Source organism: Microvirga calopogonii (genome assembly GCF_003347665.1).
GTDB lineage: Bacteria > Pseudomonadota > Alphaproteobacteria > Rhizobiales > Beijerinckiaceae > Microvirga > Microvirga calopogonii.
Genome location: NZ_QDGA01000077.1, coordinates 1 through 23,787 on the forward strand (window position 1 = coordinate 1; position 23,787 = coordinate 23,787).

At 60.4% G+C, this 23,787-nt stretch carries 27 protein-coding genes and 1 pseudogene; 8 read left to right on the forward strand and 20 right to left on the reverse strand.

The window, feature by feature from the left end; translation table 11 throughout:
• A pseudogene (locus DDF70_RS28110) lies at positions 1-292 on the forward strand (alpha/beta fold hydrolase); the annotation flags it as partial.
• 143 nt (positions 293-435) lie between these two features.
• On the opposite strand, the gene DDF70_RS28115 reads toward DDF70_RS28110, so the two are convergent.
• Positions 436-819, reverse strand: a complete 384-nt coding sequence (locus DDF70_RS28115; RefSeq protein ID WP_114948031.1) for a response regulator — start codon at positions 817-819, stop codon at positions 436-438.
• A 445-nt stretch (positions 820-1,264) separates the two neighbouring features.
• Between DDF70_RS28115 and DDF70_RS28120 the strand changes: the two genes are divergently transcribed.
• Positions 1,265-2,263, forward strand: a complete 999-nt coding sequence (locus tag DDF70_RS28120; protein WP_162820728.1) for a sensor histidine kinase — start codon at positions 1,265-1,267, stop codon at positions 2,261-2,263.
• A 346-nt stretch (positions 2,264-2,609) separates the two neighbouring features.
• On the opposite strand, the gene hutG is transcribed toward DDF70_RS28120, so the two are convergent.
• The 10 genes from hutG to DDF70_RS37010 form a co-directional block, all read right to left on the reverse strand.
• Positions 2,610-3,578 (reverse strand): formimidoylglutamase, encoded by a 969-nt coding sequence (gene hutG / locus DDF70_RS28125; protein WP_114948033.1) that lies wholly within the window; start codon positions 3,576-3,578, stop codon positions 2,610-2,612.
• A 6-nt stretch (positions 3,579-3,584) separates the two neighbouring features.
• Positions 3,585-4,352 (reverse strand): amino acid ABC transporter ATP-binding protein, encoded by a 768-nt coding sequence (locus tag DDF70_RS28130; protein WP_114948034.1) that lies wholly within the window; start codon positions 4,350-4,352, stop codon positions 3,585-3,587.
• Positions 4,349-5,017: an amino acid ABC transporter permease gene (locus DDF70_RS28135; RefSeq protein ID WP_114948035.1), complete on the reverse strand. Its 669-nt coding sequence runs from the start codon at positions 5,015-5,017 to the stop codon at positions 4,349-4,351. Before DDF70_RS28135 ends, DDF70_RS28130 begins: the two co-directional genes overlap by 4 nt.
• A gap of 29 nt (positions 5,018-5,046) precedes the next feature.
• Positions 5,047-5,790, reverse strand: coding sequence for a transporter substrate-binding domain-containing protein (locus DDF70_RS28140; protein ID WP_114948036.1), 744 nt, complete (start codon positions 5,788-5,790; stop codon positions 5,047-5,049).
• A 24-nt stretch (positions 5,791-5,814) separates the two neighbouring features.
• The gene (locus DDF70_RS28145; RefSeq protein WP_114948037.1) at positions 5,815-6,543 is read right to left on the reverse strand and encodes an IclR family transcriptional regulator; all 729 of its coding nucleotides are present in this window, start codon (positions 6,541-6,543) and stop codon (positions 5,815-5,817) included.
• A gap of 460 nt (positions 6,544-7,003) precedes the next feature.
• On the reverse strand, positions 7,004-8,272 hold the full coding sequence (locus DDF70_RS28150) for an IS256 family transposase (RefSeq protein ID WP_114948038.1): 1,269 nt from the start codon (positions 8,270-8,272) through the stop codon (positions 7,004-7,006).
• A complete protein-coding gene (locus DDF70_RS28155) occupies positions 8,269-8,781 on the reverse strand; it encodes an IS630 family transposase (RefSeq protein WP_114948039.1) in 513 nt (170 codons plus the stop codon). The genes DDF70_RS28150 and DDF70_RS28155 overlap by 4 nt, the downstream gene beginning before the upstream one ends.
• Positions 8,778-9,200 carry a helix-turn-helix domain-containing protein gene (locus DDF70_RS28160; RefSeq protein ID WP_114948040.1) on the reverse strand — a complete coding sequence of 141 codons (423 nt, stop codon included), beginning with the start codon at positions 9,198-9,200 and terminating at the stop codon, positions 8,778-8,780. Before DDF70_RS28160 ends, DDF70_RS28155 begins: the two co-directional genes overlap by 4 nt.
• Positions 9,201-9,383: 183 nt before the next feature.
• On the reverse strand, positions 9,384-10,817 hold the full coding sequence (locus tag DDF70_RS28165) for a tetratricopeptide repeat protein (protein WP_162820729.1): 1,434 nt from the start codon (positions 10,815-10,817) through the stop codon (positions 9,384-9,386).
• 14 nt (positions 10,818-10,831) lie between these two features.
• Positions 10,832-11,092, reverse strand: coding sequence for a nucleotidyl cyclase domain-containing protein (locus DDF70_RS37010; RefSeq protein ID WP_162820730.1), 261 nt, complete (start codon positions 11,090-11,092; stop codon positions 10,832-10,834).
• 208 nt (positions 11,093-11,300) lie between these two features.
• Between DDF70_RS37010 and DDF70_RS37015 the strand changes: the two genes are divergently transcribed.
• Together DDF70_RS37015 and DDF70_RS28170 are read left to right on the forward strand one after the other, a co-directional pair.
• Positions 11,301-11,495: a hypothetical protein gene (locus tag DDF70_RS37015; protein ID WP_162820731.1), complete on the forward strand. Its 195-nt coding sequence runs from the start codon at positions 11,301-11,303 to the stop codon at positions 11,493-11,495.
• On the forward strand, positions 11,492-12,664 hold the full coding sequence (locus DDF70_RS28170; RefSeq protein ID WP_162820732.1) for an adenylate/guanylate cyclase domain-containing protein: 1,173 nt from the start codon (positions 11,492-11,494) through the stop codon (positions 12,662-12,664). The genes DDF70_RS37015 and DDF70_RS28170 overlap by 4 nt, the downstream gene beginning before the upstream one ends.
• Before the next feature lie 221 nt (positions 12,665-12,885).
• On the opposite strand, the gene DDF70_RS28175 is transcribed toward DDF70_RS28170, so the two are convergent.
• The 4 genes from DDF70_RS28175 to DDF70_RS28195 form a co-directional block, all read right to left on the reverse strand.
• The gene (locus DDF70_RS28175) at positions 12,886-14,325 is read right to left on the reverse strand and encodes a pyridoxal phosphate-dependent decarboxylase family protein (protein ID WP_114948042.1); all 1,440 of its coding nucleotides are present in this window, start codon (positions 14,323-14,325) and stop codon (positions 12,886-12,888) included.
• A gap of 332 nt (positions 14,326-14,657) precedes the next feature.
• Positions 14,658-15,248, reverse strand: a complete 591-nt coding sequence (locus tag DDF70_RS28180; RefSeq protein ID WP_162820733.1) for a 2-hydroxychromene-2-carboxylate isomerase — start codon at positions 15,246-15,248, stop codon at positions 14,658-14,660.
• A gap of 249 nt (positions 15,249-15,497) precedes the next feature.
• Positions 15,498-15,707, reverse strand: coding sequence for an RNA chaperone Hfq (gene hfq / locus DDF70_RS28185; RefSeq protein ID WP_114948044.1), 210 nt, complete (start codon positions 15,705-15,707; stop codon positions 15,498-15,500).
• Between the two features lie 903 nt (positions 15,708-16,610).
• Entirely contained in the window at positions 16,611-17,024 is a 414-nt protein-coding gene (locus tag DDF70_RS28195; RefSeq protein ID WP_114948046.1) for a VOC family protein, read from the reverse strand.
• Positions 17,025-17,206: 182 nt separating this feature from the next.
• On the opposite strand from DDF70_RS28195, the gene DDF70_RS28200 reads away from it, so the two are divergent.
• On the forward strand, positions 17,207-17,611 hold the full coding sequence (locus DDF70_RS28200) for a DoxX family protein (RefSeq protein ID WP_114948047.1): 405 nt from the start codon (positions 17,207-17,209) through the stop codon (positions 17,609-17,611).
• Positions 17,612-17,710: 99 nt separating this feature from the next.
• Here the strand turns inward: DDF70_RS28200 and DDF70_RS28205 are convergent, their stop codons facing one another.
• Entirely contained in the window at positions 17,711-18,163 is a 453-nt protein-coding gene (locus tag DDF70_RS28205; protein WP_162820734.1) for a Fur family transcriptional regulator, read from the reverse strand.
• A 498-nt stretch (positions 18,164-18,661) separates the two neighbouring features.
• Here DDF70_RS28205 and DDF70_RS28210 point away from each other — a divergent pair, with 498 nt between their 5' ends.
• Positions 18,662-19,300 (forward strand): LysE family translocator, encoded by a 639-nt coding sequence (locus tag DDF70_RS28210; protein WP_114948049.1) that lies wholly within the window; start codon positions 18,662-18,664, stop codon positions 19,298-19,300.
• A 76-nt stretch (positions 19,301-19,376) separates the two neighbouring features.
• Here the strand turns inward: DDF70_RS28210 and DDF70_RS39340 are convergent, their stop codons facing one another.
• Together DDF70_RS39340 and DDF70_RS28225 are read right to left on the reverse strand one after the other, a co-directional pair.
• On the reverse strand, positions 19,377-19,955 hold the full coding sequence (locus tag DDF70_RS39340) for a Rap1a/Tai family immunity protein (protein WP_425374125.1): 579 nt from the start codon (positions 19,953-19,955) through the stop codon (positions 19,377-19,379).
• A gap of 180 nt (positions 19,956-20,135) precedes the next feature.
• Positions 20,136-20,618 (reverse strand): Ros/MucR family transcriptional regulator, encoded by a 483-nt coding sequence (locus tag DDF70_RS28225; protein WP_114948052.1) that lies wholly within the window; start codon positions 20,616-20,618, stop codon positions 20,136-20,138.
• Positions 20,619-20,956: 338 nt separating this feature from the next.
• On the opposite strand from DDF70_RS28225, the gene DDF70_RS28230 reads away from it, so the two are divergent.
• Positions 20,957-21,514: a hypothetical protein gene (locus DDF70_RS28230; RefSeq protein WP_114948053.1), complete on the forward strand. Its 558-nt coding sequence runs from the start codon at positions 20,957-20,959 to the stop codon at positions 21,512-21,514.
• On the opposite strand, the gene DDF70_RS28235 is transcribed toward DDF70_RS28230, so the two are convergent.
• Together DDF70_RS28235 and DDF70_RS28240 are read right to left on the reverse strand one after the other, a co-directional pair.
• Positions 21,500-21,835, reverse strand: a complete 336-nt coding sequence (locus DDF70_RS28235; RefSeq protein WP_114948055.1) for an integration host factor subunit beta — start codon at positions 21,833-21,835, stop codon at positions 21,500-21,502. The two genes, DDF70_RS28230 and DDF70_RS28235, sit on opposite strands and share 15 nt — an antisense overlap.
• Positions 21,836-21,942: 107 nt before the next feature.
• Positions 21,943-22,326 (reverse strand): hypothetical protein, encoded by a 384-nt coding sequence (locus DDF70_RS28240; protein ID WP_114948054.1) that lies wholly within the window; start codon positions 22,324-22,326, stop codon positions 21,943-21,945.
• Between the two features lie 199 nt (positions 22,327-22,525).
• Between DDF70_RS28240 and DDF70_RS28245 the strand changes: the two genes are divergently transcribed.
• Entirely contained in the window at positions 22,526-23,551 is a 1,026-nt protein-coding gene (locus DDF70_RS28245) for an IS110 family RNA-guided transposase (RefSeq protein WP_114947576.1), read from the forward strand.
• Positions 23,552-23,787: the final 236 nt, after the last annotated feature.

Consider the following 23,787-nt stretch of genomic DNA (forward strand, 5'->3'; position numbering starts at 1 on the left):
GCTCTACCGCGAGGATCGCCTGATGAGCGGAACGCTCCAGGTCGGTGAGCGACAGACTGGGATTGCTCGGCTGCGATCCCCCGTGATGGCCGTGGTCAATCCTGTCGGCGGACTTGTGCCGCCGCGCTCGATGCTGGTGGCTCTCGCAACCGTTCCAGGTCTGTCCTGCGAGGTTCTGGAGTACGCGGGCGGCCGCGGCCCGATGCTGCAGCATGTCGGTCCTCTTGTGGCTCCTGTCGCGCATCAGCAACTCTGGCCGAAACTTGCCGCTTGGGCTGAGCAATCGCAATAGAACCTGCGCCGAGGTCTGGGGCGCGCCATCCAAGGTCCGCCAAGCGGCCTGTGTCACCATCGAAACCGTGCCAGGCCGATCAGGCCGGTCACGGACCGCGCCCGTACCAGTTCCAGCCTTCCTGGGTCGATGTTGGCCTCAGCCTACGGATTGCGCACCAGGTCCGGCAGCGCCTGCACCAGGGCTCGCGGATCGAACGGTTTCTGCCAGCGTGGAATGTCCTGGTACTGAGCCGGCACAGTGGCTTGGTCATACCCGGTGGCGAATACGACCGGGATGCCCCGGGCTGCGAGGGCCCTCATGACTGGGAAGACCATCTTGCCGTCCAGGTTGATGTCGAGAATGGCGGCATCCAGGCGCTCGCCGGTGGCCAGGATCGCCTGCACCTCATCACGGCTTGGCACCGGCCCGACCACCTCGGCTCCGAGCGCATGCAGTGCTCGGCCAATGTCCCGGGCGATGAAGTACTCGTCCTCAGCAACCAGCACCCGGCAGTTCGCCAGGGCATCTCGCGGTAGAGTGGTCATCCATCGTCCTCTCGCAGATCCTCGTCAGGGACTTGGGCAAGCTAACCTGAAAGAAGTCGCCCCAGTTTAACACAGGTTGTCGGATTATGCTGTCGGATGTGCTCCAATCACCGCTCGGTTCCAGAAAGCCCTGGTCCCAAAGCCTGACGATTACGATCGACCTTCTGATCCAACTGCCGACCCCAGGATTAGAGGGTACGCAAAGGCTTGGCTTCCAAGGAAAAGCTGGTTTGGGCCGATCGTCGCAGTGTGCAAGTGAGAGCAGCCTTTGCACGCCTTGCTGCGTTGACTTGCGACACCCTTGTCGAGATTGCTCGCCTCAGGCTTCGGGACATCACGTCGGATCATCTGCGGGCCAGGTTGGACCCTTGCTTCGATGGCGAGTGACAGACCTCATCTGACCGTTACCCATAATAGCTTCGGGCGCTTCCCAGGAGCCCGCGAGTTGGACAAGATCGCGGGCGGACACCCGTTGTTGCCCGTGCTCGAAGTTCTGCCAGCCGCAGTGTACACCACCGATGCCGCGGGGCGGATCACCTTCTACAACCAGGCCGCTGTCGACTTGTGGGGGTGGCGCCCGGAAATTGGAGAAACTGAATGGTGCGGCTCCTGGCGCTTGTACTGGCCGGATGGGCGGCCGATGCCGCACGATCAATGCCCCATGGCGATCGCGCTGAAAGAGAACCGGGCCATCCATGACGGCGAGGCCATTGCTGAGCGCCCCGATGGCACACGGGTTCCCTTTCTGGCTTCTCCGACCCCGCTGCACGACGCCACCGGAGCGGTGATCGGCGCGGTCAACATGCTGGTCGATGTGACCCGGCGCAAGCGCAGTGAGGAGCACCAGAAGGTGCTGATGGCCGAGTTACAGCATCGGGTCCGGAACACGCTCGCGGTGATCCGCTCGATCGCATGTCAGACGGCGGAGACCAGCGAGTCGGTGGAGGGCTACGCCATGCACTTCGCGGGCCGGCTCGATGCCTTTGCCCGGGTGCAGGCCGCCGTGACGCGCGATCCCAGCGCCGGGATCGATCTGGCATCCCTGGTCGCCGAGGAGTTGCTCACCTGCGCGGCTCAGGAAGGCAAGCAGCTCAACCTGTCAGGGCCCGCCATTCGCCTTCAGCCGAGGGCAGCCGAGATCTTGGGCTTGGCGATCCACGAGCTGGCAACCAACGCGGTCAAGTATGGGGCGCTGGCGAGCCCGCGTGGGCATGTAGCGGTGGCTTGGCGCTTGGAGGACAAGGATGGCGAGCAGCGCCTGAAGATCGAATGGACGGAGACGGGGGTGCCGGTCCTCTCGCTTGCGCCCCGGCGCAGCGGCTTCGGGACCGAGCTTCTAACGCAGACCTTACCCTACCAGCTCAGAGGAACAACGACGCTGACGTTCAAGCCAGGCGGACTGCAATGTACCATCGAGTTCCCGGCCAAGGGGGTGTTGCAGTAGCAGGAGTTGGCTGATCGGTGCGACTGGCGTGCCCGATGCTGCAACCCTCTTTGTGCGCGTCCTATTTGTGATCCAAACAGCCAACAGGAACGGCAGCTAATGGCACGGGGCTGACCTTATCTCAAGTTTCGTAGTTGCAAGAAAAGCGGACCTTCATATGGCCACACCCAATGGCTCAGGTTACCCTGACCGGACGTTGAACGGCTCCTTCTTGCCCGAGAAACAAAAAGGCCGCCTCTGGGAGGCGACCTTCTCATAATCCGAGCGTATCCAGCGTCACGGCACGATCCTGCCTACAAAGGCCAATGGTCTCCTTGCGGATCCTTAAAGCCGTCGCGCTCTCCGCCTAGCGAACGATGCCTCGCCGTCCGTGACCCAGAAGAAGCCGATAGGCTAGCCGGGCCGCGACGCGCGCCGTCTGGTCGTCCCGATCGAGGACCGGGTTCAACTCGGCAATGTCGGCGAGCGCGAGCTTGCCGGAGGATATGACGTCATCGATTAGGTCCTCGATGATCTCAAGCGCCACGCCTCTCGCCGCTGGCGCCGATACTCCAGGGGCGACTGCCGCGGGCAGCACATCGAGATCGATCGACAGGTAGACTTTGTCCGCCGCGATCAATTTCTGCGCCAGCCCTGCGCGAAAGTCTGGGCTTTCGCTTTGCCGCATCTCTTCGTCGAGCCGGTACTCGACACCAAGCTGGCCGGCCCGGTCAAATAACGCCGTGGTGTTGGAAAGCTCGCTGATGCCGAAACAGAGATAATTGAACGCGGTGCCATGCCCCGAGCAGAACTCGGCGATCTGGCGGAACGGTGTGCCCGAGTTAGGAACGGGCGCAAGACGCAGGTCGAAATGCGCATCGAGATTGATCACAAGGATCCTTGTCGTGGCAAGCCGGTCGCTCAGATGTTTTGCCAGGCCGAGAAAGCTGCCATAGGCGACCTCGTGCCCACCGCCGAGAACAACGGGGCGCATATCGCGGTCGAGCAGCGTGGCAACAGCATCGGCGAGACGCTCCTGTGCGCCTGAAAGGTCTCCATCCGTGCAGGCGACATCTCCCGCCTCAAAAATTTCGGCGGGGTGATGCACCGGCAGCCGTTCCAGCATGCGGCGGATGGCGGCAGGCCCTTGGGCCGCTCCGAGACGGCCGAAGTTGCGGCGCACGCCTTCGTCGCTGGCAAAGCCGATGAGAGCGGATCCACCCCGGACGTCGGAAGTGAGCGGGCGTATGACATCCTTGACGCGGAAGACCGGCCCGACCTCGCCTTGGTCACTCGGCAGACCCACTGGGGCCGCCTCAGATTCTTTGAATGTCATGAGATATCAGTTCCGCGTGATGACAGCCTGCAGGAACGAACGCGTGCGCGGGTTCTGCGGGGAGCTGAATACCTGCTCGGGCGGACCGGCCTCGATGATTTGCCCAGCATCCATGACCATGACCACGTCGGCGACCTCGCGGGCGAAGCCCATCTCGTGTGTCACCACGATCATAGTCATGCCCTCCCGCGCGAGCGCCTTCATCACCTGCAGGACCTCGCCCACGAGTTCGGGATCGAGAGCCGAGGTCGGCTCGTCGAACAGCATGACGCGCGGCTGCATGGCGAGTGCACGGGCGATCGCCACCCGTTGCTTCTGGCCGCCTGAGAGCGTCGACGGATAGGCGGCTGCCTTTTGGGCAAGACCGACCTTGGCGAGAAGTTCATGCGCCTGCGCGTCGGCCTGGGCCTTCGACATTTTGCGCAGCTGACGAGGTCCGACAGTGACATTCTCCAGGACCGTCAGGTGCGGGAACAGATTGAAGGACTGGAACACCATTCCGACCTGCATGCGCAGGGCATTGAGCTCGCGATCGGGGATGAGCTGGCCGTTCTTGACCAGATCCGTTCCGCAGATCGTAATCGACCCTTCCTGGGGCACCTCGAGCGCATTGCAGCAGCGCAGGAGTGTACTCTTGCCTGAGCCGGATGGACCGATGATGACGACAACCTGCGACGGCTGCACCGACAGGGCGACATCATTCAGGACTCGGTGTGAGCCGAAGCTCTTTCCGATGCCGCGCACCGCCACGATAGGATTTGCGGTAGTGCTCATTGCACGACTCCCCCGGCGCGAAGCCGCGTTTCCATATGGCGCAGCAGAAGGCCAGTCAGGCTGGTGAGGATCAGGTAGACGAAAGCGATGGCCAAATAGACCTCGAGGGAGCGGTATGAGACCGAAATGATCTTCTGCCCCTCGTGCATGAGGTCCGCGATGGTCAAAAGCGAGACGAGCGCGGAGTTCTTGATGAGCGCGATGAACTCGTTGCCAAGCGGCGGGATCATGCGAACCACCGCCTGCGGTAGGATAATGATGCGCATCGCTTCCCGGTAGGACATGCCGAGAGAGCGCGCGGCCTCCATCTGGCCGCGGTCGATCGACTGGATGGCGCCGCGGACGATCTCCGACACATAGGCGCCCGAATAGATGCCGAGGCCCAGCACGCCGCAGACGAAGGCGGGCAGCAGGATGTTGAACTGCGGCAGGCCGAAGAACAGCAGGAACAGCTGTACCAGAAGTGGCGTGCCCCGGATGAAGGTGACGTAGCCCGTCGCAAGGCCATAGACCAGCCTCTTGCTCGGATCGAGCCGCGCGATGCCGATGAGAAGGCCGAGTACGCAGCCGAGCAGGAGCGAGGCAGCCGTTATCTCAATGGTGACGACGGCGCCGTGAACCAGCTGGGGCCAGCCCTGCCAGACGGGAGTGAAATCTAAAGTCATCCGGGACACGCTCGCTAGTGATTAGGAGATCAATTGCCGGCCTCGAACCATTTCTGGACGAGCTTGTCGTAACTGCCGTCGGCCTTGACCTTGGCGAGGGCGCCGTTCAGCTCCTTCGTCAGTTCGGGCAGGTCCTTGCGGACGGCCATGCCGTACTCCTCGACCGTGAGCTGCTTGTCGATCACCTTCACGCCCGGGCGGCTCTGCGCGAAGAGCTTCGCGGCCGGCTTGCCGGTCACGGCGGCATCAACGCGACCGATCTCGACCAGGCTGAACATCTCCTGGTTCTTCTCGACTTCGACGCGCTCCACCTTCGGGAACTTCTCCTGCAGGTAGGCGACTGACTTGGTGCCGACCTGGACCGACACCTTCTTGCCGTCGAGATCCTCAGGCCCCTTGATCGTGGTGTTGTCCTTCTTCACGAGCATCACGAGACCGCCTGGATAGTAAGAGTCTGTGAAGTCGACGACTTTTTTCCGTTCATCGGTGATGTAAATGGCCGAGACAGCCATGTCGAAGCGCTTGGCGAGCATGCCGGGAATAAGGCCTTTGAAGTCGATAGAGGTCCATTCGACCTTCTTGCCCATCTTCTCGGCCAGGGCCTCAACGAGTTCGATGTCGAAGCCCGCCAGCTTGCCGTCCTTTTGGAACTCGAACGGCATAAAGGTCGCATCGGTCGCAACGCGCAGCGTGTCAGGTGTCTGAGCCTGCGCGACGCTCACACAGGCCAGTGCCCCGACTAGGCCGAGAGCTAACTTACGAAGTAACGTCATGTGGTACCCCTCTGTTGTTGACGTTCAGACTTGGTGGAGACACAGCGAGATGGCTTTCGCCGCCTCGATGGTTTGTTGCACGAGTTCATTGCGCCGATTGCCGACGCGCGTGCTCGGGATCATGAGGCTGATGCTGCCTTCGAGGCGTTCGCCCGGCGAAAAAATCGGCGCGCTTGCGCCCCAGACGCCGGGATCGACCTCGCCTTCACTCTCCGCATAGCCGTTTGCGCGGATCGCCTTCAACTCGCGGAGGAGGGCCGAGCGTTCGTCAGGGTTCCCGCCGAGAAGCCGGTCGCAGACTTCGTCCTGCACCGATTGAGGCAAGAAGGCCAGCAAAGCCTTCGCCGAAGCGCCGCGGCTTAGGGGCTGCGAGCGTCCTTTGCTGTACGAACAACGCAGGGACAGCGGGCTCTCGATCATCTCGACGCAATAGACGTCTGTGCCGAGCGCCTTCATCAGGCCGACGCTCTCCTGTGTGCGCAGGGACAGGCGCTGCATCTCGGGCAATGCCAAAGCCAGAACATGCGACGTCCGATCAAAATTCTGCGCGATCCGCATGCAGACCGGGCCCGGGCCGTATCCAATATCGCGCCCGAGGTCGACGATGAAGCCGCTCTCTTTCAGAGAGGTGAGATGCCGGTAGGCACTCGACAGCGGAATGCCGGCAAGTTCACTAACCCGCTTTGCGGACAGAGGCTCCTTCGCGGTCGCAACCGTTGCTAGCACATCCAAAACCCGTTCCGCACCCGACATCCAGATCCTCAAATTCTCACTTGTCGGGAGTACTATTATCAAAATTTGAGAAAAACAAGCCCGTCAGTTCGTGGTATGGCGGCAACTCCAGCGGTCACTGGATCGGCTACAGGTTTTAATAGGGGACGTCGCAATGCCAGCGATATCCCCTTAAACGAAGACCGTGAGGCATCGCGGTATGCCGCCGTTGTGATCGCTCATGATCGAGGAGTAGGAACACATCGAAATGTCGCTTGTTGGCACTTCTCGCAAGTAAGCCGAATGTCAGTTCTAAAGCGCTTTTGGTTTCAGTGTAGGGCATAGCCGGCGTGCCTGAACCAGCCTTGGGCATCTTTTGCAGTGATGGTGTCGAGGGCGGGTTTGAGCTCTTCTTCCAAGGCTTCGAGAGTGCGTGGCGCTTTGGCCTTGAGCGGCTCTTTCATCTTCGCGAGTTAAACTGGAATTTAGGTGATGGGGTCGATCAAGCGACGTTGTGCGTCGGCACCGGAATGATCTCGGCGCCGTCCTGGAATTTGACACCGGCGATCACCTTCGGCAACTGGTTTTCGCCCATCAGCCGCCGCCAGGTTTTCGAAGCCGCCATGATGAGCTTGAACACCATCAGACGAGCGGTGGTCGGCGACAGCGAGCCCTTGGTGCGCACAGTCCGGTGCCGCACGGTCGCAAACACGCTCTCAATCGGGTTCGTGGTCCGCAGATGGATCCAGTGCTCAGCCGGCCAGTCAAAGAAGGCCAGCAGCGCCCGCTGGTCCTTGCGCACGCACGCCACGGCCTTGGGATAGCGTGCGCCATAGGCGTCCTCGAACAGATCGATGGCGACCTCGGCCTGGGCTCGTGTCGGCGCGAGATAGATCTCCCGCAGGGCCACCTTCATGCCGGGCTGCACCGATTTCGGCACTTTGTTGAGCACGTTAGCCGTCTTATGCAGCCAACAGCGCTGATGGTGCGTGCCGGGAAAGAGCTCGTCGAGCGCCTTCCAGAAGCCGAGCGCCCCATCTCCAACCGCAATGTGAGGTGCAATGGACAGGCCTCGCCGCTTGATCTCAACCAGAAGCTCGCGCCAGCTCTGGGCGCTCTCGCGCGCGCCGGCCTGGAAGCCGACCAGTTCCTTCTTGCCCTCTGGGGTGGCGCCGATCAGCACCAGGATGCATTCGGCCTGATCCGTCATGCGGGCCTGGAGGTAGACGCCATCGGCCCAGACGTAGACGTACCGGCGCGCTGACAGATCCCGGGCCTGCCAGCGTTGGTACTCGCCCTGCCATTCGCTCGTGAGCCGAGAGATGACGGAAGGCGACAGGTTCGGCGCGTCCTTGCCGAGCAAGGCGGCCAAAGCTTCCTGGAAGTCGCCGGTGGAGAGCCCGCGCAGGTACAGGATCGGCAGCAGCGCATCCAGGCTCCGGGTGCGCCGCGCCCATTTCGGCAGGATCGCCGAGGAGAAGCGGATGCGGTCGGCATCGTCCGTGGCGCCGCGGTCGCGGATCTTGACCCGGCGGACCGCCACCGGGCCGATGCCGGTCTGGATGGCGCGTTCAGGTCCGTGGCCGTGCCGGACCAGGCGCTCACGGCCATCCGGCAGCTTCAGGTCGCGCATGCTGGAAAGATAAGCCTCGGCCTCGATCTCGATGGCTTGGGCCAGGAGCTTGCGGGCGCCGGCTCGGAGAAGATCGGTCAGGGGATCCTCAATCGTGTCGGGCTGACGAAGGGGGACAATGTTGGTAGTGTCGGTCATGACGTATCGCTCTTCTTGAAGAGGTTCTGGCAGGCTGGACACCCGCCTCGATACGTCGCCTTTCTCAAACCGTCATCACCCACATTCCGAAATAACTCCATCTTCGCCCAGGCGGGTTCGATCGGGTTGAACTCCGGTGAGTAGCGTGGAAGGTACAACAGCCCAATCCCAGCCCGGTCGAGCAGGTCCCGCACTTCTGTGGCGTGATGCGGGCGCAGGTTGTCCATCACCAGAATGGCATCGGGTTTCACCTGCCGGAGCCTGGGCACCAGCACCTGCTCAAGATAGGCCAGCAGCACAGAAGTCGAGGTCGAGGCCTCGATGCTCATCGTGGCAATCAGGCCCTCACAGGCGAGTGCACCCAACACTGTCAGGCGCTGCCACGAGCCGAGCGGGATCGAGCCATAGGCGCGCTGCCCGCGTGGGGCTCGCGCATGGGTGCGCGCCATCTTGGTGGTGACGCCGCTTTCATCCAGGAACACCAAGCGTTCGACAGGAAGGGCGCTCATCTGCTGGCGATAAGCCTCGCGCTCGGCGGCAATCTCGGGCCGCTCCTGCTCGGCCGCCCGAAGCGTCTTTTTTTAGGACGCAGCTTGAGGCGCTTGAGCGCCTCGCAGATCACCGCCAGGCACACCGTCACACCCGTGCGCTCGGCCAGGCGCTCGCGGTACTCGCGCAGCAGGGCGTCATTGTCCTCCAGCACGAGCTGGCGCAGCACCTCCAGAACGGCCGCATTCAGGCGCGAGGGCACGCCGCCGCTGTGCGGCTTGGGGGCACGCCGGCCCTCCTCGCGCTCCTGGCGGCGCCAGTTCGACACGGTGGCGGGACAGACCTGAAAGCGGCGGGCGATCTCGACCTGAGGAAGGTCGCCGCGCTCGCAAGCGACTAGAACACGCTTACGCAGATCAGGAGAATAGGGCTGGGGCATGGCTCGCCTCCTGGGCCATATCCCAGTCAACGCGCAGCCCACCCGAATGGATTCAAGTCCAGATCAAAAGCGCTTTAGCTGCGAACTGCGAACGTTGCTGGAGGGCAGGGGATCGTCAGTGCGTGACCCGATCCAGACGTTCGCAATCTGCCGAGGAAGTTGGAGAAGGTGTGGCACGGATATTCAGGGAGGCAGCCCTGCGTCTTCCAGCCGGCGCCGCAAGTGCTGACGCAGCAGAGGGTCACGATAGCGCTCCTGGAAAACGAAGCGGGACACGGTGAAGTTCGGCTTGCTCGCCAGTGCTTCCTTCACAAGCCTGCCGGCCTCCTCGGGCCGGCCGAGCGCCATCAGCGCAGCCGCCCGATACAACCGCGAGCGGAAGGTCTGGAACACGAGCCGGCCCAGCGCCTCAAGCGCCTCTCCGCAGCGACCGAGTGCGTAGTAGGCCATGCCGCGCTCCTCGATGCACCAAACCGGCAGGAGGGGATCGAGCGCCTCCGCCTCGTCGAGCAGCCGCAACGCCTCTTCGGGCTCCCCGCTAAACGTCGCGACGGCTGCGCACCGGGCCTTGATGTAGGCATCGGACGGGTTCAGCTCCATCGCCCGCCGCATCAGCCGCGCGGCCTGATCGAAGTCGCCCTTGAGCAACTCGAAGAAGGACGCGATCCGGTTGGCCTCAGCGTCGCACGGGTCCAACTCCAGGGCGCGGCAGATGTCGGGCTCGCCACTCTCGGGAAAGCTGAACTCCGGCAGGTCGGACGCCGCGCAGACCCGCCAAGCATACGCCGTCGCGTAGCTCGGGTCGAGCTCGATGGCGCGAGTGAAGCATTTCACCGCCTCGCGGGAGTGCTCCTCCAGCACGCCGCCGAGACGATGGTGCTCGATGCCGTGCAAGAGGCACTCGAACGCGGACATGTTCTCGGGTGGCTTGCGGCGGGCCGTGATCATGCTGGCGTCTTCCACGCGGCCGAACACGGTGGCCGCGATTCTCGCCGCGGCGCTGTCGAGTAGATCCAAGACCTCCATGAACGGTCGGGCGATCTTGTCGCTCCAGACCACCGAGCCACTCTCCGTCTCCGTGAGTGTCAGACCGATCCGCACCTGATCAGCGAGCTTCCTGACCTGCCCCTCCAGGACGTACCGCACCCCCAGCGTAGTGCCGACCTTGATCGGATCGGCGTCGGCCAGGGCAAAGCTGGCGCTGCGGGAGCTGACGAACAGCCGCCGGAAGCGGGCCAGCTCGACAATCAGCTCGTCGGTCAGTCCTTCGGCCAGGAACCGCTGGTCCTCGTCCCCACCCATGACGCGGAAGGGCAGGACCGCGAGTGACAACGGGCGCTTCTCCCCGGCGGTCGGAGTCCGTGTCGGCGCAGATTGCAGCCTATGCCGCGCCAGCTCCTCCCGCAGACAATAGATGCGGATCGGCTCCGACAGGTTCTTGAGGCGCCGCTCGCCGAGGTCATCGAAGGCGAAAGGCGAATTGCGCCGGATGTTGTCGAAGAAGGTCCCGCTCACGCAGATACTGTCGGGTTCCGCCTCCTGCTGGATGCGGGTTGCAACGTTCACTCCGTCGCCAATGAGATCGTCGCCCTGGACGACGACGTCGGCGAGATGCAAACCAAACCGTAGCTTCAGCGGATCGCCATCTGGGCGGCTGGCCAGCCCATTGCGGATTCGGTCGCGCCGCGCAGGGCATTGATCGCGCTTCTGAACTCCGCCAGGCAAGCATCGCCCGCTGTGTTGAAGACCCTCCCACCGAGGGAGGATACCTGCTCCTCGATCAGCGCTTGGCAGCGAGCCAGTCGCTCGGCCGTGTGCTCTTCGGCGTCTTCCATCAGGGATGAGTAGCCGACGATATCGGCCACCATGATCGCGGCGAGGCGGCGCTGCATGCCGAACTCCCGATGCCAGTGCTATGCGGACCCGTTCCCCACGGCGGTGCAGGGCAGAAGGCCCCGGCCGCCTTACCAATTTACGCCGTGAGGGGCGGGAGTGCGAGGGGCCCGTCACAGTGCCGGGTCCAAAAATGGCCGGAAACGTAGGCGCCCCGCCCCTCATCCGGCGTGTGGTCGAGACCAATCTGCGCCGGGAGGCCGGGTGATGGCTGCGGCGCGGCGCTCCACCTCCAGCGGACTGGCTGCCGTCATTCACATCCAGGGCAGGGCGCTCGGTGTCGATGACCCTCCCTGTCGCTGCGGCGGGACAGGACCAGACGCCGCCAAATGGTCTCTGGACGAAGCGCCCATTGCAAAGCACCATCACCTTTCGACGGCCTTCTTCGTGGTGATGCCATGACCGACCCTCAGGATCAGAAGGTGCAGCGACGTCTCGCGGTGATCCTCGCGACTGACGTGGTGGGCTTCTCCACCCTGATGGGCCAAGACGAGGAAGGCACCCTCGCGAGGATCAAGAGCCTACGCAGGGAAGTCATCGAGCCGAAGGTGGATGCCCACCATGGCCGCGTGGTCAAGACGACGGGTGACGGCATCCTGGCCGAGTTCACGAGCCCCGTGGAGGCGGTCCGCTGCGCAGTGGAGGTTCAGCAGGCCGTCGCAGTCAAGGATCCTCAAGGCGCCGCCCAGGCTCTCCGGCTTCGCATCGGAATCAATTTGGGCGACATCATCATCGAGGATGACGGTGACATCTACGGCGACGGCGTGAATGTGGCAGCGCGCCTGGAGCAGATGGCGGAGCCGGGTGGCGTCTGGCTGTCGGGCAAGGTCTACGAGGAGGTGAGGGACAAGCTCCCCTACGCGTTTGCCGATCGCGGCGAGCAGACGGCCCGGAACATCGCCCGCCCGGTGCGGGTGTACAGCCTCCTCGGGGAGAAGCGAAAGCACGGTTCGCCTGCCGAGAAGCCAAGCCGACCAGCCATCGCCATCCTGCCGTTTGCGAACGCCGACGATGATCCTGGGCGGCGGTACTTCAGTAACGGATTTACCGAAGACATCATTGTCGAACTCTCCCGCTTCCGGCAACTTGCCGTAATATCAGGCAGTACCTCCTTCCGGTTTCGGGATGCCGATGCGAGATCCCTGGGTAAGACCCTCGGCGTCCAGTTCGTTCTCGAAGGCAGTGTGAGACGGTGGGGCCGCCAGATCCGGATTTTCTGTCAGCTTGTTGATGCGTTCAGCGGGGAGCACATCTGGACCGAGCGCTTTGATCGCGACGAGCAGGAGATCTTTGAGGTGCAGGATCAGCTCGTCCGAGTGATCGTCGGAACGCTCGTGGGGCGGGTGCAAGCAGCCGGGGCCGAGCGGGCACGCAGCAAGCCTCCGGCCAATCTCGCAGCGTACGAATGTGTCTTGCGCGGCAACGCCCTGCCGATGGGCGATCTGCACGCAGAGGACGAGGCGCGACGCTGGTACCGCAAGGCCATCAAGCTCGATCCGGGCTACGGCCGTGCCTATGCTAAGCTGGCACATTACCTCCAGCTTGAATGGTTCCGCGACGTCAATGTGTGAATCAGCACCGAATACAGACCCTTGAGCCGACTGTAATTACGCACATGACGTTGCTCGCGAATTCGTAGCATCGGCGGGGTCATCATCGGCGCCGATAATGACCCCGCCGGATCGCCATTTTGTGTCGATAACCCCGGGTCTTGCGCTTCCCATGACGGGGGTCAAAGTTTCGGTGCCGATTCACAGTGAGGAGTACCCAGACGAATTTGTGCTTAGGGGGTTCAATCGGTTTTCTGAACCCCGTGTTCTTCCTGCACGGCACGCCATATGCGGAGGACGGCTTCAATTGTTTGGTTTGCATCCTCCTCGGTGGTGAGAGCCGAGATGACTGAGATCCGCATCACCCATCGACCGCGCCATTGCGCCCCGCCCATGAAGCAGGTGCCGTCCGTCTGAATCCGTCGAATTGTTCGAAGGGTCAGGTCATCTCCGATCTCGGGCGAGGCGTTCGTGCCAAAACGAACGAGAATCTGATTCAGCACGACCTCGTTCACCACAGTGAGGCCCGGCTCAGAGGCAAGACCATCAGCAATCCGCCGGGCAAGACGGCAGTGACGCTCTACCATGGCCCCGATACCCTCGCGACCCAGGTGTTTGATCATGGCCCAGGTCGCAAATCCTCGCGCTCGCCGGGATAGCTCGGGAACGAAATGGGACGGGTCACGCTCGCCTTCAGAAACCGAAGGAAGGTAGCTGGCCGAAATTGTCATCGCTCGTCGATGGGCTTCGGCATCACGAACAATGGCGTATCCGCAATCGTACGGGGTTTGCAGCCATTTGTGGCCATCGGTAGCCCAGGAGTCAGCGTCGTCCATGGCCTCAGCAAGACCTGCCTTCTCCGCACAGGCGCGAGCCCAGAGGCCGAAAGCTCCGTCCACGTGAATCCAGGCTCCGTGTGCTCGGGCCAAAGGGATCAGGTCACGGAAGGAGTCGAACGCTCCTGTGTTCACCTGCCCGGCTTGCATGATCACGATCACTGGACCGGTGCAGTTTCGGAGGGCTTCAGAGAGGGAGGATGGTATCATCTTCCCTGCTTCATCTGCCTTCACGCTGATCACACGATCATGGCCCAGTCCCAGGAATTGTAACGCCGAGAAGACCGTTGCATGAGCTTCTTCTCCGAGCAGCACAGAAATAGGTGGAGCCCCGAAGAGACCCTTGGCTTCCACATCCCAGCCGACCTGCTTGAGAACTTCACCCCTTGCGGCAGCAAGACAAACGAGATTGGCGACTGTTGCTCCAGTCACGAAGCCTACTGACGCTTGTCGCGGCAAATCGAGGAGGTCCAGCAGCCAGCGGGCGGCAATCGTTTCAACTGCCGCCGCCGCAGGTGCCGCCGTGTGGTTTCCGGCATTCTGTCCCCAAACAGAGGTTAGCCAGTCAGCCGCCACTCCGACTGGGTGTGAGGCCCCAATCACCCAACCGAAAAAGCGCGGGCCGGTCATTGCATGCAACCCTGGAGAGGCTCGGGTCACTAGGTCGGAAAGGACGAGATCCGCAGGGGTGCCAGTTTCTGGGGTGAGTGCTTCGAATGTCTTCAGTGCCTCCTGATAGGTGATTTGAGGGCGTTGTGGGCGGTCTCCGACTGAGGTCCGGAACGTCGTCGCATGAGCCGCGACCTTCTCAAAGAGACTTGTTGCTTCCAGGCTTGCGCTGTTCATAGGTCGTCCTCCCATGACACCTGAGCAGCTATTGATGCTGCAAACGGGATGTCGAATGTCCGACTTCGCCAAGACGCCTGATATCCTAACCAAATCAGAGGGTGGTACATGGTATCTCGATCTACGCGGCTGAGAATCTTGCAAATCGTTTGAAGTCCACCCACGTCAAAGGGAAGAAGATCGGTCATGCTGAAGCGTCTGTCCGCCCTCGTGTTGCCCACGGTCCTGACTTGGGGTGTTTTCCTTTCCGTCAGCCTGATTTCTGCTGGCCCGGCGCTGGCGAACAAGATCATCGGGAACGGCTAAGCTTGGTGCTGCTGGAGACCTTGAGACTACCTGAGGGCAGGGTGCCTCCCCACCGCCCAGGCGAGTGCCTCCTCCAAGCGGTCATCACCCCAGAAGATCTCGTTACCCACCGCGAATGTCGGAGAGCCAAAGATCCCAAGCTGACGTGCAGCATCCGTTTCCTGGTCGTATTGTGCTCGGGTCTCAGGCGAGTTGGCGAGGTTGATAATCTCGTTCGGATCTCTGCCATGGACCCTGATGATCGCCTGCAAGCTCTCATCCGCTCCGAGCATCTGCCCTTCAAACCATTTTTCGAAGCTCGTTAGGGTGTATTCTCGTCCCCAGCCCTGGCTGAATGCGACAATCGCCACCCGGTTCGCCAGTTGGTCTGGGTCAGTCGGCCAGATTGTCGGCTTTTCGAACGGAATGCCATGCGACCGGGCGCGTCGTTCAACGTCGCGGAAGATATAGGTCATCTTGGTCGGCTGAGTCCGGAGCGAGTATCCTTTCTCCGTCATCAGATCTCGGACGCTGAAAGGTCGCCAGCGAACCTCGACTCCAGCTTCTTCGGCCAGTTTGTCGATCCGCATGACCGAGAGATACGCGTAGCAGCTTCCGAAAAAGTAGAAGAAGTCCATCTGAGGCATCGCGGCCCTCCGCAACTGGGATGGTCGTTTCCGACCCTTTCATCTCCAAGTTACCTTGGCGAAGTCTGGGCCGCAGCAGTAACAAGGCCGACTAATCCGTATGCTCTCGACGATGTGCGATTGCCTTTCAAACAAGATCTTCAGCCTGTCTGGCTTACGATAATCGCCAGATCGCCCATATCCTTCAAACTGCTTTTGGAGAGTGGCACGAGATGCTGGCTCGTTGCGCCTTGAACAGGATCACCATTCAGCATTGGGATCGAACAGTTGGATGGCCTCCACAGGATTGATCGCCGAGATCGCATGCTTGTAGACAATTTGAGCGCTGTTCCCTCTGACAAGTTGGACCGTGAAGTTGTCGAACTGTTTGATTTGACCCTGAAGTCTGATCCCATTCACAAGGAACATCGTTACCTCTACCCTGTGGTCTCGAAGATGTGCCAGGAACATGTGTTGGGGGGTGACGTGCTTGGTGCGGCCACTTCTCTAATCCTTGTACAAGCGTCCGTGCGCATTGGCCGCTTGGAATGCCGAGGTGCTGATCAAGTAAGTCGCAGTTGATCCTGGCGTGTGGCGGCAAAGCAGTTTTAGGGTCTGCTGCTGTTCATCCTCGTGGCAAGCCGTTCCAGGCCCAATCTAAGCTTCTCCATATGGGCCTCGCGAGATGGGTACGTCCGCGCAAGTTTCTCAAGGCCCAGCCTGAGCTTTTCCATCTGCTCGTCGGGTGTTGGGACCTGTAGCTCAGGAGGCGGGGATATCAAGGTGGATGGAACCGGCGGCATCGGCACATCCAAAGAGGGAGGCGCCGATGAAGATGGCGGCTGCTGGTCCGCCGTAGCAAGTCTCACGCGTGGAGCGGACGGTTTGATAACGGCTCTGCTTCCCACCCGCTTCTGTACCGCTCCTTTCCGCACGGTCCGATAACGCTTCTTCACCGTTTTGTGGACGTGGCTCTTATCCCGAGCCTCTACAGCGAGGCCAAGGTGGGGTTGCGTCGGATTAGGCGCAGACCACCCGAGTACCAATGCAATTGAAAACACCCGAACAAGCTTTGTTCGCATTGTTCCCTTCGCTCCCGGATCAAGGTCTCCAGCACGCGGTGGAATAACGACAGACCTGGGTATTTGACCGCAGCGATTGATTGATCCGCAACCACCGTCTCGGGAGCATAGGCGGTACGGTTTGTACCGCCTCTGGGGTAGGGCGACTGTCATGAAGGGGGCATGCACGGCCCAATACACAGATGGATGGTTCCCGACCGCCTCGGGTTAGGATGGTCAAAGGTCTCGAACTCCTCCCAATGAGCTTTAGACAAAGATGCGGCTTGAAAGGGCACTGGTTCTTGGAGTGCTGCTAATATCCCTTCCACATGCCCGGTGTGGCAATCTCCAAAAGATGCCCATCAGGGTCACGGAAATAGACGCTGACGCCGCCCCTCGGCCATTGGGTGCGGCCTTCGAGTGAAACTCCCGCCTCAGTCAGATGCCGCTGCCACTCCTCAAGCTCGTCCGCCGAGGTTGAGAATGCGACGTGCATGGGGCCTTGGCCGTCATGGGGTGGGATTGATCCACCAGGAGTCTCGATGGGCTGGAGAGACCCACCCTGCGGGAATAGCAGAAGCACGCCATTGCCGCCCACATCGTAGGCCCGCATCCGGTGATCCTCGTGGATGCAGGGCAGGCCGAGCACGTTACCATAGAAGGCGGCAGCGCGGTCGAGATCGGCGACATACAAGGCGGTCTCAAGCACACGGCTAAGCTTCGGCATCTTTCGCTCCATATCCGGACCAGAGCAACACCAAAATCGCGGCGGGGAGCAGACCCCCTGATTGGGATTGCCGGACCTGCCGTAACGCGGTCTTAACGCGCTTGGTATTCCACTCGGCCCAACTTCACGGGACCGGTCACTCCAGAATTAGTGCGATCCCGAAGCAGACCTGGAGGGAGTCTATGCTGAGTCGGAGCGAGGATGCGGCGCTACTTCTGGGCCGCTTGCTTATCGCGGCGCTGTACCTGCCTTCTGGCTACAACCGGCTGATGAGCTTTTCGTCGTTTGCGGGTTCGCTCGCCGCCAAGGGGATACCATATTCCGAGATTGTTGCTGGCGTGCTGGTTGCTGCCGAGTTTCTCGGTCCTGTGGCCCTGATCATTGGTTTGTGGCCGCGCTGGACGGCTCTGGCATTGATTGGCTTTACCGCCACGATGCTGTGGCTGGCACATGGTCCTTCAATAGGGACACTGGTGTTTCGTCCTCGCCAGAACGTGGAGGTTTTCCAGAACCTCGCAATCGTTGGAGGACTACTGCTCTACTTTGCCTGTGGGCCAGGAATGTGGAGCCGGACGCATCTTCGATAAGACCGACCGATGATCAGGTTTCTCCAGCGGGATGAGCATCAGACCCACAAGTAGAATCCACTCCTGGGTCTGACGCTTCAGCCAAAGGAACCGTCATCTTTAGCGGGAGAGTTCGCCTTCCACTTCGACGATGGAGAGTGCGGACTTGAAGCCCGCCTGTTCGGCAGCCTTCCGAATGGCCTCAGCCACGTCTGAGGAGTGGACCTCGACTGTCTCGCCGGTCTTCGAATCCACGAACATGATCTTCATGGCGTTCCCTTCTGGCTCGCCATGGGAGACCACATACGAGTTCTTCGTAGCGAGCCGATGGACGAGGCCAGCATCCCGGAGGAAGTCGAGGGCGCGATAGATCGTGACGGGGGCTAAGCGCTTCCTGTCGCTGCTGAGACGATCAACGAGATCATAGGCACCGACCGGGCCTCCGCTCTGGACGAGTTCGCGATAAACGCGCTCGCGGATCGGCGTCAGACGTAGATCCTTCTCGCGGCACAGATCTTGCGCACGCCGGAGGAGATCTTCATCTTCCTGCTTCTTCGTGGTTTGGGTGCTCATCGGTCTTGTTCCTGTTATTACGCAACAGGTAGACCATACGCACAAAACTGCCCCTCGACAATGTGCTATCATTGCTCGGCATGCTGCCCGTTGTGTATAATGGTTTAGTCTCAAACAGACAACCCAGGCGCTGTGATGGCACCAATGACGGGAAGACTTGGTACGGCATCAAACAGCTATCAGGAGTGTCGTCGCCAACATGACGGTCCCGAAGATAATCACGGAGCCTGTCCAATCGGACCGCTGAGGCTTACTATGGAAGTTCAACTCGCCAAGCATCGCTCTCTCTGATAGGTTGATTGTTCCTTCTTTGTTCTTATATTAGTTCCTCTGCTTGAGATTGGTCAAGGCACTGCGGAGGCACGGACGCGGACCGCCGAATTGCGTTTAAGATAGTCGAAAACGGCTGTCTGAAGCGCAATCACTGCCTCTTCGAGCCGTCTGGAGGTTGCAACTGGATCACTTCCGAGACATCCCAATTTGTGCAATGGGTCGTCGATGCAAGCAGCAACTTCCAATCTCCTAACCCTTCTTTCCATCGGCCTTGTTCAACTCTTGGCGGTGATTTCGCCAGGGCCAAGCTTCCTCATCACGGCACGGACAGCGGTGGCTCAGTCGCGTGCCGATGGTGTCAAGGTGGCGCTGGGATTGGGGGCCGGAACGGTTTTGTGGGCAGTTGCGGCAGTCCTTGGCTTAAGCGTCCTTTTTAGAGCACTGCCGCCGCTATTCATCGGGATGAAGGTACTGGGAGCATTGTTCCTTCTCTGGATCGCTTTCCAGATCTTCCGTCATGCGGCAGATCCCATCGCTCTTGATAGCCCGAAAGGTGAAACAGTTACCAAGCCATTCATAAAAGGCTTTTTCACCCAGATCTCCAACCCAAAGGTTGCAGTATTCTTTGGCTCCATCTTCATTGCCATGCTGCCTGCCCAGGTGCCGCTTTGGATGACGGTAGCGCTCGTGGTTATCGTCTCTTTCAACGAGGTCTGGTGGTATTCTGTCGTAGCGCTGTTCTTCGGTTCGGCCCGCGTTCGCAGGTTCTATATCGGCGCAAAGCGGTGGATCGACCGGCTAACGGGGGTGTTCCTTGGTGCATTGGGCTTGCGGCTTCTATGGGCCGCACGGGAAATTGCTTAATGCAGGGGAGGGAGCTTAAGCCTCTTAGCAACCCATCTGATGGCAGTTGGTGCCTTCAGATCCTGGCGATGCGCAGCTATTGTTCTCGATCTGGAACGCCTTGCAGCGGACACTTCGACATTTTTCCAATGCTCTCCAGGATCAACTGGTGGGCTGGCAAGCTGCGGCTCAAACGGTTTGCGTCCAGGTCCTCAACAACTCTCTCGCGTATCTCGCTGAAGGGAACATGACGCGGGGCACAATGAGTAGCGATGAACTCGTGGTACCGGTCGACAACCCCGCGAATGAACACGGCGCAGTCTGATGCAGGATCACGTCGTACCTGACACGCCGCATAGAGCTGATTGCCGTCCCATTGTGGCTCAGCGTGAGCACTTCCAAAGAGTGCGGCAGCAGAAATAAGGCGAACCAATCCAGATGCCCTCATGGGATAATCCCACCGAACAGCCAGAACATGAGGCAGAGGAGCGATAGACAGGACAAATCCAGCCCAGCCGCCCCCCATTGAGTGACGCGCCGCTCCCAAATATGGGTCAAATGCTCTGCTTCTTCGGTCAAGGCAGCCCTCAAAAAGGCGTGGAACCTTCTGCGAGCGTACCAGCCACTTCCGAGCAGAATGATTGCCAACCATCCGAAGATGATCGCCAGATACCATAGAGGATCTCGAAGGCTTCCAATCGTCACGTCATCTTCTCGCGACAGGAGCGGCAGCTACGATCTACCGGTTAGACACTCTAAGTTGGGTGGCCCTGGTCGGGTTCATCGTGAAGAAGCACCGGAGCAATAAAAAGGCCGCTCGTCCAGAGCGGCCTCTCGCGGTTTTTCGACCGGGCGCTCAGGCAGCAGCCTTCTTCCGTCCGCGCTTAGCAGGCACCTTTGCAGGGGCGCTCTCCGCTTTATCACTGGCGGCTGCCTTGGAGCGCATTTGGCCCAAGCCCAGGCTCTTCGCCAATTCAGAGCGCTTGGCCGCATAGTTTGCGGCTACCATCGGGTAGTCACGGGGTAGGTCCCACTTCACACGGTAAGCTTCGGGTGTGAGACCAAGCTTTGTGAGATGCCGCTTGAGCGACTTGTACTGTTTCCCGTCTTCCAGGCTGATCAGAAAATCTGGGGTGATCGACTTCCTTACTGAAATGGCAGGTGTCGGCTTAGTCTCTTCCTGCTTGGCAGCAGGCTGACCAATGTTCTGGATAGCAGCATGGACGCTACCGATGAGGCTCGGAAGCTCAGAAGCCTGGACAGAGTTGTTGCTGACGAAGGCGGATACAATATCAGCCGCAAGCTCAATGTAGTTTGGGGTAGTTGAATTATTAGACATTAGAGAAGCCTTTGATTGAGGTGCTCGCAGGAGCAGTCCCCTCATGTACTCACCCGAAAGTTGCGGGTGGGAAGTAAGAGGCACCTATCGCTGCGGCGGGCGAAATGCAAGGGAAGGGCGTATATCAAAGCGCTTCCGTGAGGTTCACTTTGAAATAGTATGGCCAATCTCTCTGTCACGACGGGCGTGAAGAGGGCAGCGGTCGAGCCAAGATAAAAGCAGTTTGAACTTCATACTCCGGGTGGCGGCACTGGTAACCGGGGCATAAACCGACGCTTCGTCGAAGCACGGGGTCTTTGAAATCATTCGAAACCGCTTGAACCAGGGTTGGAGTCAGCATGCTCAACGAACTACAATTCACGCGTTTCGGGCGACAGCGGGAGCAGTTTCAGCGCCAACAGGACGCGCGAGCAAAGCAACAGAAGCACACGGACTCTCGCGCATTCGAGGAGAACGTCGCGGAAGTCTTCCAGGAGGGAGATAAAGCGATTGCGGCGTGGACCTCGGCTGCCGACAAATACAGCTACGACGAGTTTCTCGTAGAGGATCACCATACGGCTGACGATATGGTGGGCATTCTATTCGCCGCTTTGAACCGCATGAAGGAAGAGCGAGATCAAGCGATCTCACTCATCTCTACCCTGGTGAAAGAACGGACCCGTATTCGAGCCCATATGACTACAAAGGGCCGTTCGCCCGAAAAGCCGAACTCACTGTACCGAAATGTCGGACCTAATGAGAATTGTCCGGACTTCCTCCTGAAGACTGCCCGCATGGCATACCGCAAACAGTTCCATCCCGATGTCCATCCGAAGCGAGACTGGGCAGAGGCAGAGAATCGTTTCAAGGAAGTGGAGGCGGTGTTCGCAGAGATTATGCTTCTACGATACGACTGATGTCAGTTGCACCGGCTGTCGCTCTCTTCTGCTTTTTGGCGATGCGGGATTGAGGCGTTGGCGCATCTCCTTGCCCGTCTTGAACACAGGAGCAACTTTCTCCGACACTGCAACGAGATCCCCTGTCTTAGGGTTGCGACCCGTCCGAGCATCGCGTTTCTTGACTGTAAACGTGCCGAAGCCACGAAGCTCAACCCGGTTCCCTTGCGCAAGCGCATCACCAATGGTGCCGAGGATCGCGTTCACAATCTTCTCGACATCCCGCTGATACAGGTGCGGATTTTGCTTGGCGAGCTTCTGGACCAGTTCGGATTTAATCATGACTGCCGTAAGTAACTGAAAATGTGAATTTTTAGGAAGGTGGCAGAGCACCATCAGGTCGTCAAGCAACTGGATGGGGAGAACGAATAGGCGCTCGCGGGCACCCGCTACTCAAGATCCGTGCCAACAATATGGATTGCGGTGCAAAAATCCGCCTCTGCCTCGAAAGCTCCCTCGTCGTTCGTATCATAGAAATGCATGGCGAGAAGGTCGGTTCGGGTAATGTGACCTTCCAGATTGTTCTCCAATATGTATGCCTCGACGGCTCTTGTTTCGGCAGGCGAAACCAGCGCTGTTTCATCTTGGAATACGGTTGCTTCGTAAAACCGGATTTTGAACGCGAAGGGGGCTGCGTCGTTGCGAAAACAGATTGCAATAACTGGATTGGGCGCGGCCTCGCACTGTCTGAGCTTGCGATCTGAAATAATAGTGAGGGCTTGCTCGTAGGTACATCCATCGTAAAGAGTGATCTTTGGGGGTGAGATTGTCATGAAGTTCTTTCATATCAGGATAAGGCATCGGCTCGATGTAAATCGTAGGTGCTCGTTCTTGGACGAGTGATCTTGTCTCTATTGCTCTGCGACGTGGCCAGACAGGGGCCAGCGCAAGAACTGATGGGGTAGACGCCCCCCAACGGCCTCGGTGTGCCACAGTGGAGGTGTTGATCAGCACCACTTAAGAGAGGCGTCCATGGGAGAGGTTAGCACAATCGGTTTGGATCTGGCGAAGAATGTCTTCCAGGTGCACGGAGCCGATGCCTCCGGAGCGGTCCTGTTCCGCAAGAAGCTGCGGCGGCACCAGGTGCTCACGTTCTTCGCAGCCCAACCATCCTGCACGGTGGCCATGGAGGCCTGCGGCAGCTCGCATTATTGGGCGCGCGAGATCCGCAGGCTTGGTCATCAGGTTCGATTGATCCCGCCGGCATACGTGAAGCCCTTTGTGAAGCGCCAGAAGAATGATGCGGCCGATGCCGAGGCGATCTGCGAGGCGGCCCAGCGCCCGACCATGCGCTTTGTGGCGCCCAAGAGCGAACAGGCTCAAGCCGCAGCGATCGTGTTCCGGGCTCGCGACCTCCTGGTGCGGCAGCGAACCCAGATCATCAATGCCCTACGCGGGCATCTGGCCGAGTTCGGGCTCATCGTGGCCAAAGGCCCGGCTCACGTTCCGCACCTGGTGCAGGCTGTCGAGGATGAGGCGGAGCCGATCCCGGAGCTCGCCCGACCCATTCTCCGGATGCTGGTCGCGACGCTCCACCGGCTGGATGAGCAGATTGCAGGTTTGGACCGCGAGGTCGCCCGGCGGGCCAAGGAGGATGAGACGGCGCGGCGGCTGATGACCATTCCTGGGGTCGGGCCGGTCACCGCAGTGGCCCTGGCGGCGCTGGCCCCTCCAGCTGAGACCTTGAGGTGCGGGAGGGACTTCGCCGCGTGGGTCGGGCTTACTCCACTCCAACGCTCCACAGGCGGCAAGCAGAAGCTCGGGGCCACCTCGAAAATGGGCGAGCGAACGCTGCGCCGCCTGCTGATCATCGGCGCGAACAGTGTCTTACTCCAGGTTGCTCGCAACGGAGCGCCGTCGGGATCATGGATTGCCCGGATGGTGGCACACAAGCCGCCGATGCTGGTGCGCGTGGCGCTGGCCAATAAGATGGCTCGCATCGTCTGGGCGCTGCTGGCACGCGGTGAAGTCTATCGGGCTCCGGCCGCGGCTGCGTAGGCAGTTGCGACCGAGGGGCTGTTGGGGCGTAGGAAGGTCGAAGGAGAGAGATGGCGCAACGGTCATTGAGACGGGATCAGACAAACCAGCTTGGGTACGAGAGCTTCGAGCGCGTAGAATTGATTGGGACCTGATCCGCGTACTCCCATCCGGGCCCGCGGCGTATGATCGGCCGCACTCGAGGCCGCACACATGTCCGCATCCGACCTGCGCGCTGTATCAAACCTGAAGATTCT